The organism is Barrientosiimonas endolithica, from assembly GCF_030296655.1.
In the GTDB taxonomy this organism is placed as follows: domain Bacteria; phylum Actinomycetota; class Actinomycetes; order Actinomycetales; family Dermatophilaceae; genus Barrientosiimonas; species Barrientosiimonas humi.
The window spans coordinates 2,552,027-2,568,384 of sequence record NZ_AP027735.1 but is presented as its reverse complement, the minus strand read 5'-3'; the positions used below and the strand labels follow the sequence as shown (position 1 = coordinate 2,568,384).

General features: G+C 71.0%; 14 protein-coding genes and 5 pseudogenes. 14 read left to right on the top strand and 5 right to left on the bottom strand.

Going from position 1 to position 16,358, the window contains the following annotated elements; all coding sequences use genetic code 11:
• Positions 1–30: 30 nt before the first annotated feature.
• The 5 genes and pseudogenes from QUE40_RS19330 to QUE40_RS13000 form a co-directional block, all read left to right on the top strand.
• Positions 31–279: pseudogene (locus tag QUE40_RS19330) on the top strand (glycosyltransferase family 2 protein); the annotation flags it as partial.
• Between the two features lie 44 nt (positions 280–323).
• Positions 324–734 (top strand): hypothetical protein, encoded by a 411-nt coding sequence (locus tag QUE40_RS13015; RefSeq protein WP_289231237.1) that lies wholly within the window; start codon positions 324–326, stop codon positions 732–734.
• The gene (locus QUE40_RS13010; RefSeq protein WP_289231236.1) at positions 725–979 is read left to right on the top strand and encodes a hypothetical protein; all 255 of its coding nucleotides are present in this window, start codon (positions 725–727) and stop codon (positions 977–979) included. Before QUE40_RS13015 ends, QUE40_RS13010 begins: the two co-directional genes overlap by 10 nt.
• On the top strand, positions 976–2,058 hold the full coding sequence (locus QUE40_RS13005; RefSeq protein ID WP_289231235.1) for a hypothetical protein: 1,083 nt from the start codon (positions 976–978) through the stop codon (positions 2,056–2,058). Before QUE40_RS13010 ends, QUE40_RS13005 begins: the two co-directional genes overlap by 4 nt.
• 117 nt (positions 2,059–2,175) lie before the next feature.
• Positions 2,176–3,632: pseudogene (locus QUE40_RS13000) on the top strand (sugar transferase).
• Between the two features lie 36 nt (positions 3,633–3,668).
• Here QUE40_RS13000 and QUE40_RS12990 read toward each other — a convergent pair.
• From QUE40_RS12990 to QUE40_RS12980, 3 genes are all read right to left on the bottom strand, one after another.
• Complete coding sequence (locus tag QUE40_RS12990) at positions 3,669–4,019, bottom strand: hypothetical protein (RefSeq protein ID WP_289231232.1); 351 nt, start codon at positions 4,017–4,019, stop codon at positions 3,669–3,671.
• A 547-nt stretch (positions 4,020–4,566) separates the two neighbouring features.
• Complete coding sequence (locus tag QUE40_RS12985) at positions 4,567–5,025, bottom strand: hypothetical protein (protein ID WP_289231231.1); 459 nt, start codon at positions 5,023–5,025, stop codon at positions 4,567–4,569.
• Between the two features lie 359 nt (positions 5,026–5,384).
• Entirely contained in the window at positions 5,385–6,080 is a 696-nt protein-coding gene (locus QUE40_RS12980) for a DeoR/GlpR family DNA-binding transcription regulator (RefSeq protein WP_289231230.1), read from the bottom strand.
• Between the two features lie 45 nt (positions 6,081–6,125).
• Here QUE40_RS12980 and trpS point away from each other — a divergent pair.
• The 5 genes and pseudogenes from trpS (at position 6,126) to QUE40_RS12955 (ending at position 11,181) form a co-directional block, all read left to right on the top strand.
• Positions 6,126–7,159 (top strand): annotated as a pseudogene (gene trpS / locus QUE40_RS12975) (tryptophan--tRNA ligase).
• Between the two features lie 23 nt (positions 7,160–7,182).
• Positions 7,183–7,698 carry a 2'-5' RNA ligase family protein gene (locus QUE40_RS12970; RefSeq protein ID WP_350227160.1) on the top strand — a complete coding sequence of 172 codons (516 nt, stop codon included), beginning with the start codon at positions 7,183–7,185 and terminating at the stop codon, positions 7,696–7,698.
• A gap of 48 nt (positions 7,699–7,746) precedes the next feature.
• On the top strand, positions 7,747–8,451 hold the full coding sequence (locus QUE40_RS12965) for a succinate dehydrogenase cytochrome b subunit (protein ID WP_289231228.1): 705 nt from the start codon (positions 7,747–7,749) through the stop codon (positions 8,449–8,451).
• Between the two features lie 13 nt (positions 8,452–8,464).
• On the top strand, positions 8,465–10,444 hold the full coding sequence (locus QUE40_RS12960; protein ID WP_142006042.1) for a fumarate reductase/succinate dehydrogenase flavoprotein subunit: 1,980 nt from the start codon (positions 8,465–8,467) through the stop codon (positions 10,442–10,444).
• The gene (locus tag QUE40_RS12955) at positions 10,441–11,181 is read left to right on the top strand and encodes a succinate dehydrogenase/fumarate reductase iron-sulfur subunit (protein ID WP_142006040.1); all 741 of its coding nucleotides are present in this window, start codon (positions 10,441–10,443) and stop codon (positions 11,179–11,181) included. The genes QUE40_RS12960 and QUE40_RS12955 overlap by 4 nt, the downstream gene beginning before the upstream one ends.
• Before the next feature lie 603 nt (positions 11,182–11,784).
• Here QUE40_RS12955 and QUE40_RS19325 read toward each other — a convergent pair.
• Complete coding sequence (locus QUE40_RS19325; protein ID WP_350226970.1) at positions 11,785–12,339, bottom strand: glycosyltransferase; 555 nt, start codon at positions 12,337–12,339, stop codon at positions 11,785–11,787.
• A 110-nt stretch (positions 12,340–12,449) separates the two neighbouring features.
• Positions 12,450–12,872 (bottom strand): annotated as a pseudogene (locus tag QUE40_RS19320) (glycosyltransferase); the annotation flags it as partial.
• A gap of 142 nt (positions 12,873–13,014) precedes the next feature.
• On the opposite strand from QUE40_RS19320, the pseudogene QUE40_RS12945 reads away from it, so the two are divergent.
• The 4 genes and pseudogenes from QUE40_RS12945 (at position 13,015) to QUE40_RS12930 (ending at position 16,336) form a co-directional block, all read left to right on the top strand.
• A pseudogene (locus QUE40_RS12945) lies at positions 13,015–14,129 on the top strand (mannose-1-phosphate guanylyltransferase).
• 91 nt (positions 14,130–14,220) lie between these two features.
• Positions 14,221–15,405 carry a quinone-dependent dihydroorotate dehydrogenase gene (locus QUE40_RS12940; protein ID WP_289231227.1) on the top strand — a complete coding sequence of 395 codons (1,185 nt, stop codon included), beginning with the start codon at positions 14,221–14,223 and terminating at the stop codon, positions 15,403–15,405.
• Positions 15,402–15,935 (top strand): guanyl-specific ribonuclease, encoded by a 534-nt coding sequence (locus QUE40_RS12935; RefSeq protein WP_289231226.1) that lies wholly within the window; start codon positions 15,402–15,404, stop codon positions 15,933–15,935. The genes QUE40_RS12940 and QUE40_RS12935 overlap by 4 nt, the downstream gene beginning before the upstream one ends.
• Positions 15,932–16,336, top strand: coding sequence for a barstar family protein (locus QUE40_RS12930; protein WP_142006033.1), 405 nt, complete (start codon positions 15,932–15,934; stop codon positions 16,334–16,336). Before QUE40_RS12935 ends, QUE40_RS12930 begins: the two co-directional genes overlap by 4 nt.
• The last annotated feature ends 22 nt before the right edge of the window (positions 16,337–16,358 follow it).

The window sequence follows — 16,358 nt, the reverse complement described above, 5'->3', positions numbered from 1 at the left end:
CTAGGAACCCCGTCGACCCCGAGGTGACCGATGAGCGACGCCCCCGCGGTGAGCGTGGTGATCCCGTGCCACGACGCCGCCGGCCTGCTCTCGCTGCAGCTGGCCGCGCTCGCCGGTCAGGAAGAGGCGCCGGACTTCGAGGTCGTCGTCGTCGACAACCGCTCGACCGACGACCTCGCCGAGGTCGTGCGGCGCTGGGCGGTGAGCCTGCCCGGGGTTCGGCTGGTCCGCGCCGAGCGTCTCCCCGGGGCGGGGTATGCGCGCAACGTCGGCATCGGCGCGGCGCAGGGGAGCGGCTGCTGTTCTGCGACGCCGACGACGTCGTGGCCCGCGACTGGGTGCGCGAGGGCGCCGCAGCGCTCGAGCAGGTCGAGGTGGCCAACGGCGACGACGTCACGCTGCCCTACGCGGAGTTCCGCAGCCTCCACAACGTCTGGGACCAGCACCTCGACGTCATCCCGCGCGGTGCTCTGGAGCGTGCCGCGGCGCCGGTGCCCTATCCGATCCTGCTCGGCGGAAACTTCGCGGCGAGGCGCGAAACCCTGCTCCAGGTAGGGGATTCGACGCCGGCATGGTCGACGCCAACGAGGACAACGACCTGGCCGTGCGGCTGCAGCGCCATGGTCACCTGCTGCACCGCGCGCACGCCATGCTGCACGCCGCGCGACGACGCGCGAGCTCCCGAGGAGCCTTTGACCGCGCACTGCGGGCGGGGCGCGGGCACGTGGAGCTGAGCGTCCGGCACGGCATGCGGGAGCAGTCGCCCCACCTGAGCCGGCCGACGTGGCGACTCGACCCGCTCCGGGCGACGGGCGCGGCCGCCAAGGTGGCGACCCGTCCACGCGAGGAGCGTGACTGGCCCGCGGTGGCGACCCGCCTCGGAGCCGGGCTCGGGCTGTGGCTCGGTGAGATCGACCGGGTGCGCGGGCGCCGGCACGAGCCGGCCGTCGGTGTCGGCATCGAGGAAGGCCGGTCATGAGCCGTACGTCCGAGGCTGGCCTGGCCTTTCCCGCCGACCTGGACGCGTGGCGCCGCTGGGCGCGCACGCGGCGACCGGTCGAGCGCGCCGTGCGCGCAGCGAAGCAGCGGCTGCGCCCCATGCCGTACGTCGCACCCACGCTCCACCTGCCGCCCGCAGGTGAGGGCGGGGTCGAGACGCTCGTGGTGCTCGACGTGCTCAGCCCGAGCTGCCGGGCGGCGGTGCTCGACCCGGTCGCGCATCTGGACCCCGCCCGGACCGCGCTGCTCGCGCCCGTGCCGCTCGACTCGGCTGACCTCCCTGCGCAGTGGGAACCGCGCTCCTGGTCCGCCGAGACCGTGCTACCGGGGGTGCAGCAGGTCCTGACGCTCGGCACGTTCAATGCCCTCGCCGACCAGGTCGTCGCGTGGGCACGGCCGCGCGGGGCGCGGCACGTGGTCGTCCAGCACGGGCTGCTCACCCGTTGGGTGCCACCCCTCGCAGACGGTGACCACCTGCTCGCCTGGAGCGAGGCCGACGCGGCGTACTGGACCGCCGGCCGCGCGTCCATCACGTCAGAGGTGGTCGGCTCGCAGCTGCTGGCGCTCGCCGGACGCGAGCCGAAGGTGCCGCTCAAGAGCGATCGGGCCGTGATGCTCGGACAGCTTCACGGCGTGGAGCTGAACCGCCGCGAGGCGCTGCGGACGTACCTTCGGTTCGGTCGTTCCGAGAGAGTCGACTACCGGCCGCACCCCAACGAGCGAGACCTTGCCTCCCGTGCCGCTCACCGGGTCATGCGCCGCGCCGGGGTCCGTTTCGCCGACGAGCCGGGCAGCCTGCTCGACCTCGGCCGCCCGGTCGTTAGCATCTTCTCCACCGGCACGCTCGAGGCCGCCCAGCGCGGCCTGCCCGCCTGGGTCGCGCACACCGACTCGCCGCCGTGGGTCGAGGACCTGTGGGAGCGTTACGGCCTGCGCCGGTGGGGGAGGACCCCACTCCCGCTTGGCCCGACCCGGCCGTCGAGCCGGCTGCCGCTGTGGCCGCCCGCCTTGCGACTCCAGGCGGTTGAGGCCTCAACCACACATCTTCCGTTCGGATAGAGAACACCGTTTCGGGGGAGTAACCTTATGGGAGTAGCCGGGGAGGGGCCCGGCACATTAGCCGAATCCCGCGCCCATCAGAGGTAGTCCTTGAGCACGTCCGTTGAGCCGCAGCAGGTGGCCGCCCGCGCCGTGAGCGCGGGTCGCGAGTCCGCCGCCGCGCAGCGTAGCGGGGCCAGGTTGCGCCGCTTCCGGCTCGGCCTCGCGGTCACCGACCTGCTGCTGGTCGCGGTCGCCGTCGGAATCGCCCAGTTCACCCGGTTCGGCTTTGCGGGAGCCAACGTGGAGGGCTCCGAGATCCGCTACGCCAGCCTCTCTGCCGCGCTCGTGGTCGCCTGGTCGGTCGCGCTGCTGTCGCGCGGTGCCTACCGCAAGGACGTTCTCGGCCATGGGACCAAGGAGTTCGTCCTGGCGGTCACGGCCAGCGTGCAGCTGTTCGCCTTCGCCGCTCTGCTCAGCTATGCCCTGCGCTACCAGCTGGCCCGCGGCTATGTGCTGATCGCGCTGCCGCTGGGGATCCTGCTGCTGCTGCTCAACCACTGGCTGTGGCGTCGCCGCCTGGTCCGGTTGCGCCAGCGCGGTGAGCTCTCCGTGCGAGTGCTGGCTGTCGGTGACAGCGCCCACATCGCCCAGCTCGTCGAGGCCACCGACCGCGAGCCGGGCGCCGGTTTCCGGGTCGACGCGGTCTGCTCCGACGAGTCGTCGCCAGACGGCTCGGTCGCGGGACGGCCGGTCGTCGGGCGCGAGCTGCAGGCGCCCACGGTCGTCGCCAGCGGCGACTACGACCTGGTTGCCTGGGCGGGCTCGCGCTCCGGCCCCGAGGCACTCAAGCGTCTGGGCTGGTCGCTCGAAGGCACGCGCACCGGTCTGGTCGTGCTGCCCGGCCTGATCGACATCGCGGGCCCCCGGCTCAGCGCCACCCCGGTGTCGGGCCTGCCGCTGCTCTACGTCGAGCGACCGACCTTTTCCGGCCCCAAGCTCATCGCCAAGCTGGCAATGGACTACGCACTCTCGACGGTGATGCTGCTGGTGCTGCTGCCCGTCTGGGCGGTCGTCGCGGTCGCCATCTGGGCCGGCGACCGCGGTCCGCTGTTCTATCGCCAGGAACGCATCGGCCAGAACGGGCGCCCGTTCAAGATCTGGAAGTTCCGCTCGATGCGGGTGGGCGCTGACTCCGAGGAGCTCGACCTGCGCGAGGGCGAGCACGACGGCTCCGGCCTGCTGTTCAAGGACCGCGACGACCCGCGCGTGACGCGCGTCGGCCGCGTGCTGCGCCGGTTCTCCATCGACGAGACCCCCAGCTGATCAACGTGCTGCGCGGCGACATGAGCCTGGTCGGGCCGCGCCCGCCGCTGCCGCACGAGGTCGCCGGCTACGAGAACGACGTACGCCGTCGCCTCCTTGTTCGCCCCGGCGCCACCGGTCTGTGGCAGATCAACGGCCGCAGCGACCTGTCCTGGCAGGAGTCGGTGCGCCTGGACCTCTACTACGTCGAGAACTGGTCGGTGCTGGGCGACCTGGTCATCCTCGGGCGCACCGTCGGCGCCGTGCTCCACGGGCGCGGCGCCTACTGACACCGTCGCCGATGGGCTGGCCGGTGCCTGACGGGCTTACCGACAGGTCAGCACCGGCAGTCGGATGGCGATGTCGTCGCTTGCGGGGCGCGTGGACGTCGTGGCCGACAGGGTGAAGGAAAAAGTCACCGTGACCTGCCCACTCGTCGTCGGGGTGTAGGCGACGGCGCTGGTGTCGTAGGTCTGCGAGCTGCCGATGCGCAGGGTCGTGGCGCCGGTCAGCGCGCGGGTTGACCCGTAGAAGATCTGCGTCCCGCCGATGCTCACGCGGATGGTTTGGGCCATGCTCGTGGCCGAGTTGTTGTTGCCGTAGCCGGCGCCGATCACCAGCTGGTCGAATCGGTAGGTCGTGCCGGAGACGACGTCGATGGTGGTGGATGTCGTCACGGTGGCGGCGAGCCCTGCCTCGCGTTGCACCCAGAGGTGAACGCGAACCCGGAAGTCAACGCAGCTGGAGGGCTGCCGTTCCAGTTCGTCACGTAGCCCGAGCTGCCCTGGCCGGCGGTGCAGTCGAGGTTCGTCCCCGTGGTGGTCCAACCCGAACTCACGGTCGGGAGCCGTGGGCATGGCGAGGCGGCGGTGGCAGGTGCGCGGCTGCCGAGGATGACCACCGGCACGGCCCATGCCGTGCCGTGGGTCAAGGTGCGACGGCTGAGACTGCTGTCTGTGCGCTCGCCCGTGGACGGCGTCGCGAGTTCTGCCACGGGCACAGCATAGGTGCCGTTGATGAATCTCCGGTTACGCGCAAGTCACCTGATGCAGGTCTCCACCCGAGGGGTCGACGCGTCGGGCGGGGCCGGCGACGTGTCGGTCTCCGCCGTGGAGGGCGTGTCGGTCTCGAGCGTGGATGGGGATGAGGTTGGGCCAGGTGTCAATTTCTCGTCACCCGTGCTGGGAAGAGGCTGGTCAGTGCTCATCGGTGCTCCTCAGCGCTTCATGACTTGATCTCAAAGCGACCGGTGTCGGTCGTCTGCTGCTGCCCGTTGACGGTGCCGAATGCCTGACGGCGGACATAACGCTCGGGGCTCCAGTCGCTCTGGTCGTAGCACTGGCTCCGCCAGGCATACGGTTGCAGCCCCGTGGTGCCGTTCACCGGAGTGATGGCACAGGTGTAGTTGGACCGATAGGGATACAAGCCGTCGACGGCGGTGGTCGACGTCAGGGTCGGCACGCTCCAGCATCCCGAGTTACCAGTGTCGGCGGACCAGGCGATGTCGGTTCGTGCCCACCAGAAGATCGCATAGACGTTGGTGATTGACGTCGTCGTGCGCGTATTGGTGAAGGTCGTGCCGGTGCCCGTCGCAGTGGTGTTGAAGCGCAGGCCGTCGCGCCCCGACTGGCACCAGTCAGCGGAGTTGTTGAACCACTGGAACCTGGTGATGTGGGACATCACGATTCGAGGCGACGCCGCAGCTGCTGGCGCTGCCGCCGCGACGAGGATGCTGGGGACGGCCCACGCCGTCCCCGCGGCGACAGATCGTCGCGTCGGGGACGTGGCGCCTGGTTTGCTCATGGCGGAACTCTCGGCAGGTCGCGGCAGCGCAAGCGCCGCCGCGAGAAGACAGTTGGAAGTCGGGCCGCGCACCGGTGGACGGCCGTTCACGCTGGAGACTAGCAGTCCGACCGAGAATAGTTGAGACCGACCTGCCTACTGACCCGCCGCCTGCTCCCCGTCCGAGCGCGGCGCCACGATCAGCTGCACCCCGAGGTCGGCGATCGCCCGCCGGGCCTCGGGGTCGAGGTCGGCGTCGGTCACCAGCGTGTGCACGCTGCCGAGCGGCGCGATGGTCTGCAGCCCGACGACCCCCACTTGCTGTGGTCGGCCACGACGACGATGCGTCGGGCGCTGCGGATCAGCGCCCGATTCGTCTGCGCCTCCTGCAGATTCGGCGTTGTCAGGCCGGCCGTGAGGTCGATCCCGTGCACGCCGAGGATGAGCGTCTCCACGTGGATGTCGGCGAGCATCGTGTTGGCGACGGGCCCTGCCAGGGCGTCCGACGGCGTACGCACCCCACCGGTCAGCACGACCAGCTGGTCGTCGCGGTCGGCGTCGTAGAGGACCTCGGCCACCCGGGGCGAGTTCGTCACCACGGTCAGCCGCTTGATCGGGCGCAGCTCCACCGCCACCGCGTAGGCCGTGGTGCCCGCCGACACCGCGATGGTCGAGCCGGGCTCGATGAGCGAGGCGGCGGTGCGCGCGATCTCCGACTTGTGCGCCGGGTTGATCTCCGACTTCACCGAGAAGCCGGGCTCGTCCGGGTGCCGGGTGCCCGCCGCGGTCGCGCCGCCGTGCACCTTGACCACGAGGTTCTTGCTCGCGAGCACCTCGATGTCGCGCCGAACCGTCATGTCGGAGACGCCGAGTCGCTCGACCAGCTCCGAGACGCGCACGCCCCCGGACTGCTCGACCTCCTGCAGGATCAGCTCCTGCCGCTGCCTCGCCAGCACGCACCCACGGTATGACCCCGCGCGAGCCTTGGCAGAATCATCCGCATGCCTCGACCTCGCCTGCTCTCCGGCATGCAGCCCACGCACGACTCGCTGCACCTCGGCAACTACCTGGGTGCGCAGGTCAACTGGGTGCGGATGCAGGACGACTTCGACGCCTTCTTCTGCGTCGTCGACCAGCACGCCCTGACCGTGCTGCCGGACCCGGACGACCTGCGACGGCGTACGCGCGTGACGGCCGCGCAGTACCTCGCCGGCGGCGTCGACTCGGACCGCTCGACCGTCTTCGTGCAGAGCCACGTGCCCGAGCACGCGCAGCTGGCGTGGGTGCTGGACTGCCTCACCGGCTTCGGCGAGGCGTCGCGGATGACCCAGTTCAAGGACAAGTCCGGCAAGCGCGGGCACGAGGGCACCAACGTCGGGCTGTTCGCCTACCCGATGCTCATGGCGGCCGACATCCTGCTCTACGACACCGCCGCCGTGCCGGTGGGCGAGGACCAGCGCCAGCACCTGGAGCTCACCCGCGACCTCGCGCAGCGCTTCAACACCCGCTACCGCGACACGTTCACGGTGCCCGAGGCGCACATCCCGACCGAGACCGCGCGCATCATGTCGCTCGCCGAACCCACCTCGAAGATGAGCAAGTCGGCCGACAACCAGTCGGGCAACCTGATGATGCTCGACGAGCCCAAGGCCAACACCAAGAAGGTCAAGTCGGCCGTCACCGACACCGACAACGCCGTCCGGTTCGACCCCGAGACCAAGCCCGGCATCGCCAACCTGCTGCGCATCCACTCCGCGCTGTCCGGCGAGAGCGTCGACACCCTCGTCGAGCGCTACGCGGGGAGAACAAGTACGGCGCGCTCAAGACCGACGTCGCCGAGCTGGTCGTCGCGGTGCAGCAGCCGTTCAAGCAGCGGGTCGACGAGCTGCTCGCCGACCCGGCCGAGCTCGACGCGATCCTCGCCAAGGGGGCCGACCGCGCACGGGAGGTCGCCTCGGCGACGCTCGCGCGGGCGTACGACGCCGTCGGTTTCCTTCCTCAGGCCGCTGACCTGCGCCAGGCTTGCCACCCATGAGGACGATCGGGGTCAGCATCCCCGTGCCCGCCCCGTTCGGCGAGCAGCTGCAGGAGGCGCGGCGCCGCGCGGGTGACCCGCTCGCCGACGCGGTGCCCAGCCACGTCACGCTGATGCCGCCGACGCCCCTCGCGCGGGTGGGGGAGCCGGAGTTCACCGAGCACCTGCGCGCGGTCGCGGGTTCGGCCGAGCCGTTCCGGATGACGCTGCAGGGAACGGGCACCTTCCGGCCGGTGTCGCCCGTCGTGTTCGTCGCGGTCGCCGAGGGCATCGCGCCGTGCGAGCGGCTCGAGGCGATGGTGCGCTCCGGGCCGGTCCACCGCGACCTGGAGTTCCCCTACCACCCGCACGTGACGATCGCTCACGGCGTCGACGAGGCGGCGCTGGACCGCGCGTTCGAAGACCTGGCCGGCTATCGCGCGCAGTTCGAGGTGGCCGGGTTCGATCTCTACCTGCACGGCGAGGACCTCGTCTGGCGGCCGGTCGAGCGGTTCGCGTTCGGCGGCGGCGGCCAGGTGGGCGACGCCACACCCAGTTAAGGGTCGCCTCACCCGGACACGGCGTGACCGCAGCAGTAATCTTCGCTTGTGGCAACCAAGACCCTCCCCGCTGCGGAGCGGACGTCGAAGGCGGGGACCACGCTCTTCCTGAAGACGCTGATGGCGGTCTCGGGAGTGCTGTTCGTCCTCTTCGTCGCCGCCCACATGGCCGGCAACCTGAAAATCATCCAGGGCGAGCGTGCGTTCAACTCCTACGCCGAGCACCTGCGCACGATCGGCGAGCCGATCCTGCCGTACGCCGGCCTCCTGTGGATCCTGCGCGTCGGCCTGATCGTGTCGCTGGTGGCGCACGTCGCCTCCGCGGCGATCCTCGCCGCGCGCGCGAGCAAGGCTCGCCCGCAGAAGTACCAGGTGAAGAAGAACCCGGCGTCGACGCCGAGCTCGCGCACCATGCGCTGGGGCGGCCTCGCCCTGCTGCTGTTCGTGATCTTCCACCTGCTGCAGTTCACCGCGCCGAAGATGAACTTCGGCGACGGCCAGACCGGGAACCCCTACCAGCTGCTGGTCGGGAGCTTCGAGATCTGGTGGATCACGCTCATCTACTTCGCGGCGATGGTCGCGCTCGGCCTGCACCTGCACCACGGGGTGTGGAGCGCCGCCCAGACCCTGGGGCTGACCAGCACCCCCAAGAGCCGCCGCATCGCCAAGACCGCCGGTGCCGTCGTCGGCCTGGTGATCTCGATCGGCTTCATCCTGCCGCCGCTGCTGGTCCAGTTCGACGTCATCAACTAAGAGGGACGACATCATGAGTGAACTCGTGGAGGGGCTGTACCGCCTCGGCGACCCGATCAGCGACCACGCGACGCCCGACGTCGACATCACCAAGATGTGGCCGGAGAAGCAGTTCACCAACAAGCTGGTGAACCCGGCCAACCGCCGCAAGCTGTCGGTGATCATCGTCGGCACCGGCCTGGCCGGCGCCTCGGCCGCCGCGACGATGGGCCAGGACGGCTACAACGTCAAGGTCTTCTGCTACCAGGACTCCACCCGCCGCGCCCACTCGATCGCGGCCCAGGGCGGCATCAACGCGGCGAAGAACTACAACGACGACGGCGACTCGGTCTACCGGTTGTTCTACGACACCGTGAAGGGCGGCGACTACCGCTCGCGCGAGTCCAACGTCTACCGCCTGGCCGACGTCAGCACCAAGATCATCGACCAGTGCGTCGCCCAGGGCGTGCCCTTCGCCCGCGAGTACGGCGGCCTGCTCGACAACCGCTCGTTCGGCGGTGTGCAGGTGGCCCGCACGTTCTACGCCGCCGGCCAGACCGGGCAGCAGCTGCTGATCGGCGCCTACCAGGCCATGGAGCGCCAAGTGCAGGCCGGCACGGTGCAGGAGTTCACCCGCCACGAGATGCTCGAGCTGGTCATCGTCGACGGGCGCGCCCGCGGCATCGTCGCGCGCGACATGACCACCGGCGAGATCAAGACCCACCTGGCCGACGCGGTCGTGCTGGCCACGGGCGGCTACGGCAACGTCTTCTTCCTGTCCACCAACGCGATGGGTTGCAACGCGACCGCCACCTGGCGCGCGCACCGCAAGGGCGCCCTGTTCGGCAACCCCTGCTACACCCAGATCCACCCGACCTGCATCCCCGTCTCCGGCGACTACCAGTCGAAGCTGACGCTGATGTCGGAGTCGCTGCGCAACGACGGCCGCATCTGGGTGCCCAAGCGCCGCGAGGACGCCGACAAGGACCCGCGCGACATCCCCGAGGAGGACCGCGACTACTACCTGGAGCGGATCTACCCCTCGTTCGGCAACCTGGTCCCGCGCGACATCGCCTCCCGGCAGGCCAAGAACGTCTGCGACGAGGGTCGCGGCGTCGGCCCGCTGGTCGGCGACTTCCGCCGCGGCGTCTACCTCGACTTCGCCGACGCCATGGCCCGGCTGAGCAAGGACCAGGTCAAGGCCAAGTACGGCAACCTCTTCGACATGTACGAGCGGATCACCGGTGAGTCGCCGTACGAGGTGCCGATGCGCATCTACCCCGCGGTGCACTACACGATGGGCGGGCTGTGGGTCGACTACGACCTGCGCACGACCATCCCGGGCCTGTACGCCATCGGCGAGGCCAACTTCTCCGACCACGGAGCCAACCGGCTGGGTGCGAGCTCGCTCATGCAGTGCCTCGCCGACGGCTACTTCGTGCTGCCCAACACCATCCGCGACTACCTCGCGGAGGGACCGTTCGACAAGGTCACCGACGACGCCCCCGAGGTGGTCGAGGCGCGGGCCCAGGTCGAGGACCGCCTGCAGAAGCTGCTGGCGATCCAGGGCGAGCGCAGCGTCGACTCCTTCCACAAGGAGCTCGGCCACATCATGTGGGAGTACTGCGGGATGGAGCGCTCCGACGAGGGGCTGCGCAAGGCCATCGGCCTCATCCGCGGTCTGCGCGAGGAGTTCTGGCGCAACGTGCGGGTGCTCGGCAGTGCCGACACGCTCAACCAGTCGCTGGAGAAGGCCGGCCGCGTCGCCGACTTCCTCGAGCTGGGCGAGCTGATGTGCATCGACGCCCTGCACCGTCGCGAGTCCTGCGGCGGCCACTTCCGGGTCGAGAGCCAGACCGAGGACGGCGAGGCGCTGCGGCACGACGACGAGTTCGCCTACGTCGCCAACTGGGAGTTCACCGGCATCGACGAGACCGGTGCGCTCGTGCCGACCCTGCACAAGGAAGAACTCGTCTACAAGTTCATCGAGCTGAAGCAGCGGAGCTACAAGTGAATCTCACCCTCAAGATCTGGCGGCAGGACGGGCCCGACGTCGCCGGCGAGCTGGTCACCTACCCCATCTCCGACGTCTCGCCCGAGATGTCGTTCCTGGAGATGCTCGACGTGCTCAACGAGCAGCTCATCGAGCAGGGCGTCGAGCCGGTGGCGTTCGACAGCGACTGTCGCGAGGGCATCTGCGGCATGTGCGGTCTGATGATCTCCGGCGAGGCCCACGGCCCCGAGGTCACCACGACCTGCCAGCTGCACATGCGCTCGTTCACCGACGGCGACACCATCACCATCGAGCCGTGGCGCGCCGAGGCGTTCCCGGTCGTGCGCGACCTGGTGGTCGACCGGTCGGCGTTCGACCGGATCATCCAGTCCGGCGGCTACATCTCGGTCAACACCGGTGCCGCCCCCGAGGCGCACTCGACCCCGGTGCCCAAGGAGAACGCCGACCGCGCGTTCGAGGCGGCCAAGTGCATCGGCTGCGGCGCCTGCGTCGCGGCCTGCCCGAACGCCTCGGCGATGCTGTTCGTCGGCGCCAAGATCCGGCACCTCGGCGAGATGCCGCAGGGCCAGCCCGAGCGCGACGCCCGCGTGGTCTCGATGGTCAACCAGCACGACCACGAGGGCTTCGGCGGCTGCACGAACATCGGTGAGTGCGCCGGCGCCTGCCCCAAGGAGATCCCGCTGGACGTGATCTCCACGCTCAACTCCGACTTCCGCCGCGCCAAGCGCCACAGCTGACCCGGCCTGAAGGTGGTCGAGTAGGCCGGAGCGCAGCGGAGGCCGTATCGAGACCCGGTCACCGCGCTCGGTGGTGACCGAAAGGCGCCGGGAGGCGTGAGTACGCCTGGGGTGACGTCGTTCTCGCGAGTCGCCGATGGCGTACATCGCCGGAGTGGTCACCAACTAACAGACTGGTCGGTTGCAACTGACCAGTCTGTTAGTTCGCGACCAGTCTGAGAGATTCTGGCCAGTCTGGGCGGGGTCGGTCCTGACAGCACCCCACGATCTCGACACGACAGTGCGTTGTTGACACGAAGGGCTGCTACAGCACGCACGTCTGTCAACAACGTCAGTCCGTGTCAACAACGTCGGGTTCTGTCAGAAACGTCGCCACCGCGAGCCGCCAGACCAGGCCGACCACGCCCCGACTCCCGCCTCCAGGCGCCTTTCGATGACCGAAGAGCCAGGTGACGGGTCTCGATACGGCCGCTCGTCCCTCGCGGCCTACTCGACCATCGTCGGAGGCCACTCGACCACCTTGGGAGGTCTCGATACGGCCTCCGCTGGAGCTCCGGCCTACTCGACCATCGTCGGAGGCCACTCGACCAGCTTGAGACCGCCTCACGCCACCCGGATGCCGGGGGCCCAGGCGGGGTTGATCACCGACCCGTAGAACTCCAGCAGCTCGGCGGTCAGCGTCTTCCAGCTGCGGGTCTCGACCTTGCCGCGGCCGGAGGCGCCCATCCGCGCGCGCATCGCCGGGTCGGCCACGAGCCCGCCGACGGCCTGGCGCAGCGAGCCCGGCTGCTCGGGGTCGAACAGCAGCCCGGTGACACCCGGCTTGACGATGTCGAGCGGTCCGCCGGCGGCCGGGGCGACGACGGGGAGCCCGGCGGCCATGGCCTCCTGCAGCGTCTGCCCGAACGTCTCCTTGGTGCCCGTGTGCACGAACACGTCGAGCGCGGCGTACGCGTGCGCCAGCGGCAGCCCGCTGCGGTAGCCCAGGAAGTTGGCGCGGGGGAGCAGCTGCTCCAGCGCGCCGCGGGTCGGGCCGTCGCCGACCAGGCACAGGCTGACGCCCGGAAGGTTGGCGACCTCGGCGAGGCGGTGGCACTCCTTCTCGGGGGCGAGTCGGCCGACGTACCCCACGATCGTCTCGCCGCGCGGGGCCAGCATCGAACGCAGGTCGGCGACCTCGGGGTCGGTGCGTCGCTCGGGGAGTAGCTTTCCGCGTCGACCCCGCGCCGCCACAGCGCCGTGCGCGGCACCCCGTGGGCCGAAAGTTCCTGCAGCGTCTGGGTGCTCGGCGCCAGGGTGAGGTCGGCGAGGGTGTGGAAGTGCCGGATCCAGCGCCACGCGGCGCGCTCGACGGGGGCGCCGAGCGGGCCGCCGTGCTGCTTCAGATAGCTCGGCATGTCGGTCTGGTAGACCGCGACGCTCGGGATGCCGAGGTTGCGCGCCGCGGCGAGGCCGCGGGCGCCGAGGCCGAACGGCGAGGCGGCGTGGACCACGTCGGGCGAGAAGCGGGCGAGCACGCCCTCGAGCTCGTACGACGGCAGCCCCACCCGGAACTGGCGCAGCGTGACGCCGCGGACGGTGCGGACGGGGAAGTCGCGATAGGTCGCGGGGGCCGGCGCGGGGGCGATGACCAGGGCGTCGTGCCCCGCCTCGCGCAGGCAGTCCAGGACTCGGCAGACGCTCGTGGTCACACCGTTGAGCGTCGGCAAGAACGACTCGGTCACGATGGCGATGCGCACACCACCACGGTCCCGACGCGGGGTGGAATCACGGGGTCACCGACCTGAGTGTCTGGTGAGCGGTCGGTGAACGGCGTGGGTTAGCGTCCCTGTCATGTCCGAGGGTGGCGTGACCGAGCGAGGCGAGATGGCGGGTTTCTGGGGCATCGTGCCGGCGGGCGGCTCCGGGACGCGGCTGTGGCCGCTGTCGCGGGCGGGGTCGCCGAAGTTCCTGCACGACCTGACCGGCAGCGGCAGGTCGCTGCTGCAGGGCACCGTCGACCGGCTGGAGCCGCTGTGCGGCGAGCGGCTGATGGTCGTCACCGGCGTGCTGCACGCCGAGTCGGTGCGCGAGCAGCTGCCCGACCTCGGCGACGACGGGCTGCTGGTCGAGCCCTCGCCCCGCGAGTCGATGCCGGCGATCGGACTGGCCGCCGCGCTCGTAGAGCAGCAGGACCCCGAGGGCGTCATCGGCTCGTTCGCCGCCGACCACGTGATCGGGCAGGAGGACGCCTTCCGCGAGTGCGTGCGCGAGGCCGTCGCCGTCGCCCACACCGGCAAGCTCGTCACGATCGGCATCGAACCGTCATATCCCGCAACGGGTTTCGGCTACATCCAGACCGGTCTGCCGCTGGAGATCCCCGGCGCCCCGCGGGCCCTGGCGGTGCGGGCGTTCGTCGAGAAGCCTGACGCGCCGACCGCCCAGGCCTACGTCAGCAGCGGCGAGTTCCGTTGGAACGCCGGCATGTTCGTCGTCAAGGCGTCGGTGCTGCTCGACATGCTGGCGCACTACCAGCCGCTGATGGCGCACTACCTGCGCTCGATCGCCAACAACCCCATGCGGCTCAACGAGCTGTGGCCGCGCCTCACCAAGATCGCGATCGACCCGGCCATCGCCGAGCCGGCCGCCGTCGACGGCCGGGTCGCCGTGGTCCCCGGCAACTTCGAGTGGGACGACGTCGGCGACTTCGCCTCGCTCGCCTCGGTGCTCGTCGAGTCCGCCGACGCCCCGGGCGTCAAGGTGCTGGGGGAGCAGGAGCTGGTGGTCATGCAGGACTCGACCGGCGTCATCGCCCCCGCTCCGGACGTACGGTCGTCGCCCTCGGCCTCGACGACGTCGTCGTGGTCGACACCCCCGACGCCGTCATGGTCACCACCCGCGAGCGCGCCCAGGACGTCAAGCAGATCGTGGAGAAGCTCAAGCTCTCCGGCCGCGAAGACCTCACCTGACCGCTGAAACGCGGTTCCAGCGCTCTGACTCCACTGCAGCGGAGTCAAACCGCCAGAACTGCGTTTCAGCTGCGGGGATAGGGTCGCCACCGTGGTTTCTCGTACGTCCCGCGCCGCCGCGATCCGCACGCGCATCTTCGACGTCGGGTACCGCGGTGCGGTGCGGCCCGTGCTGTTCCGCACCGGCGGAGGCGACCCGGAGGCCGCCCACCACGACACGCTGCGGCGGCTGGCCGCGCTCGCCGAGGAGCCGCGCCGCCTGGCCGCCGTCGCGCGGCTGCAGCGCGCGCCCGAGAGCCCGGTGACCGTCGCCGGCATCACCTTCCCGCACCGGGTCGGCCTGGCCGCCGGCGTCGACAAGGACGGCCTGGCCCTGCGCGCCTGGCCCGCTCTCGGCCTCGGGCACGTCGAGCTCGGCACGGTCACCGGTCAGCCGCAGCCGGGCAACCCCGAGCCGCGCCTGTTCCGGCTCCCCGCGAGCCGGGCGATCATCAACCGGATGGGGTTCAACAACGCCGGCGCCGCCGCGCTCGCGGCCCGGCTGCGCGAGGTCGGCCCGGTCGGGATCCCCGTCGGCGTGAGCATCGGCAAGACCAAGGTCGTCCCCGTCGAGGACGCGGTCGATGACTACCTCACCAGCGTGCGCGCGCTCGACGGGCTGGCCGACTACCTCGCGGTCAACGTCTCCAGCCCCAACACGCCGGGGCTGCGCTCGCTGCAGGACAAGGAGCCACTGCGCGAGCTGCTCGCCGCGATCACCTCCGAGGCCGCGCACCTGGCCCGTCGCCGCGACGCCCGGCCGGTCCCCGTCTTCGTGAAGGTTGCGCCCGACCTCACCGACGAGGCGCTCGACGAGGTGCTCGAGGTCGCCCACGAGGCCGACGTCAGCGGGATCGTCGCGACCAACACCACGCTGTCCCGCGACGGCCTGGCGGCCCGCGACCTGCCCCTGGCCGACGAGGCCGGCGGGCTCTCCGGGGCGCCCCTGACCCGGCGCTCGCGGTACGTCGTCGGCCGGCTCGCGCAGGCCACGCACCTGCCCGTGATCGGGGTGGGCGGGGTCATGACGCCCGACGACGGGGTCGCCCTGGTCGACGCCGGCGCCCAGCTGGTGCAGGTCTACACCGGGCTGATCTATCGCGGCCCCGCCCTGGTCACCGCCCTGGCGACCCGGCTGTCGGCGGGCTCCGCCGGCGCTCAGCCCTCCCCTTCGATACGCGCTCGTCCCTCGCGCTACTCAGGGCGACGCTCGACCGGCTCGGAGGACCACGCATGATCAACCGGTCCACCGTGTCCACGCTGCGGCGCAGCTGGCCGATGGTGGTGCTGGTCGTGCTGGGGCTCATCGCGCTGATCGCCTACGGCTCGCGCGGCGGGGGCGACGGGGCCGCGGAGCCGACGCGGACGTACGCCACCACCACCGACCAGGGCGCCTGGTCGCCGAGCCCCGGCGGCTCCTCGACCGGGCGCGGCACCGACGGCGCCACGCGCAGCACCGAGGGCCCCGAGCGCTCCGACGGTTACGCGACGGTCGCCGCCGCGGACCTGCCGCCCGAGGCGCGCGAGACGATGCGGCTGATCGAGCGCGACGGGCCGTTCCCCTACCGCCAGGACGGCTCGGTGTTCGGCAACCGGGAGCGGCTGCTGCCGATCGAGCCGCGCGGCTACTACCGCGAGTACACCGTGCGCACGCCGGGGGAGAACGACCGCGGCGCCCGGCGCATCGTGGCCGCGCGCGACGGCACGCTCTACTACACCGACGACCACTACGACTCCTTCCGCAGGATCGTGAGCGAGAACCGATGAGCGACGCCGCCGACCAGCCCCGCCCCACCCTGCGCACCGCGCTCGCGCAGGGCCGCGGCGGCGGGTTCCGCACCGCCGCCCCCGCCGCCGACGTGCTGCGCCTGGCCGCCGACGCGGGCTGGCGCACCGCCCGCCTGGACACCTCCGGGATCGAGGACAAGGCCGCCCTCATGGATCGCGTCGCGCGCGACCTCGACCTGCCCGCGTGGTTCGGCCGCAACTGGGACGCCCTCGCCGACGCGCTGCGCGACCTGGACGCCACGCCCGGCACGCTGCTCGCCTGGACGGGCTCCGAAGACCTCGAGGAGTCCCTGCGCGAGACCCTGCGCGAGGTGCTGCTGGAGCGGGCCGAGGAGCCCGCGCCGAGCCCCGCTGTCCTGGTGGTGCGCGCGTCCGGCTGAGGCGACGGGCGTAGAATCATTC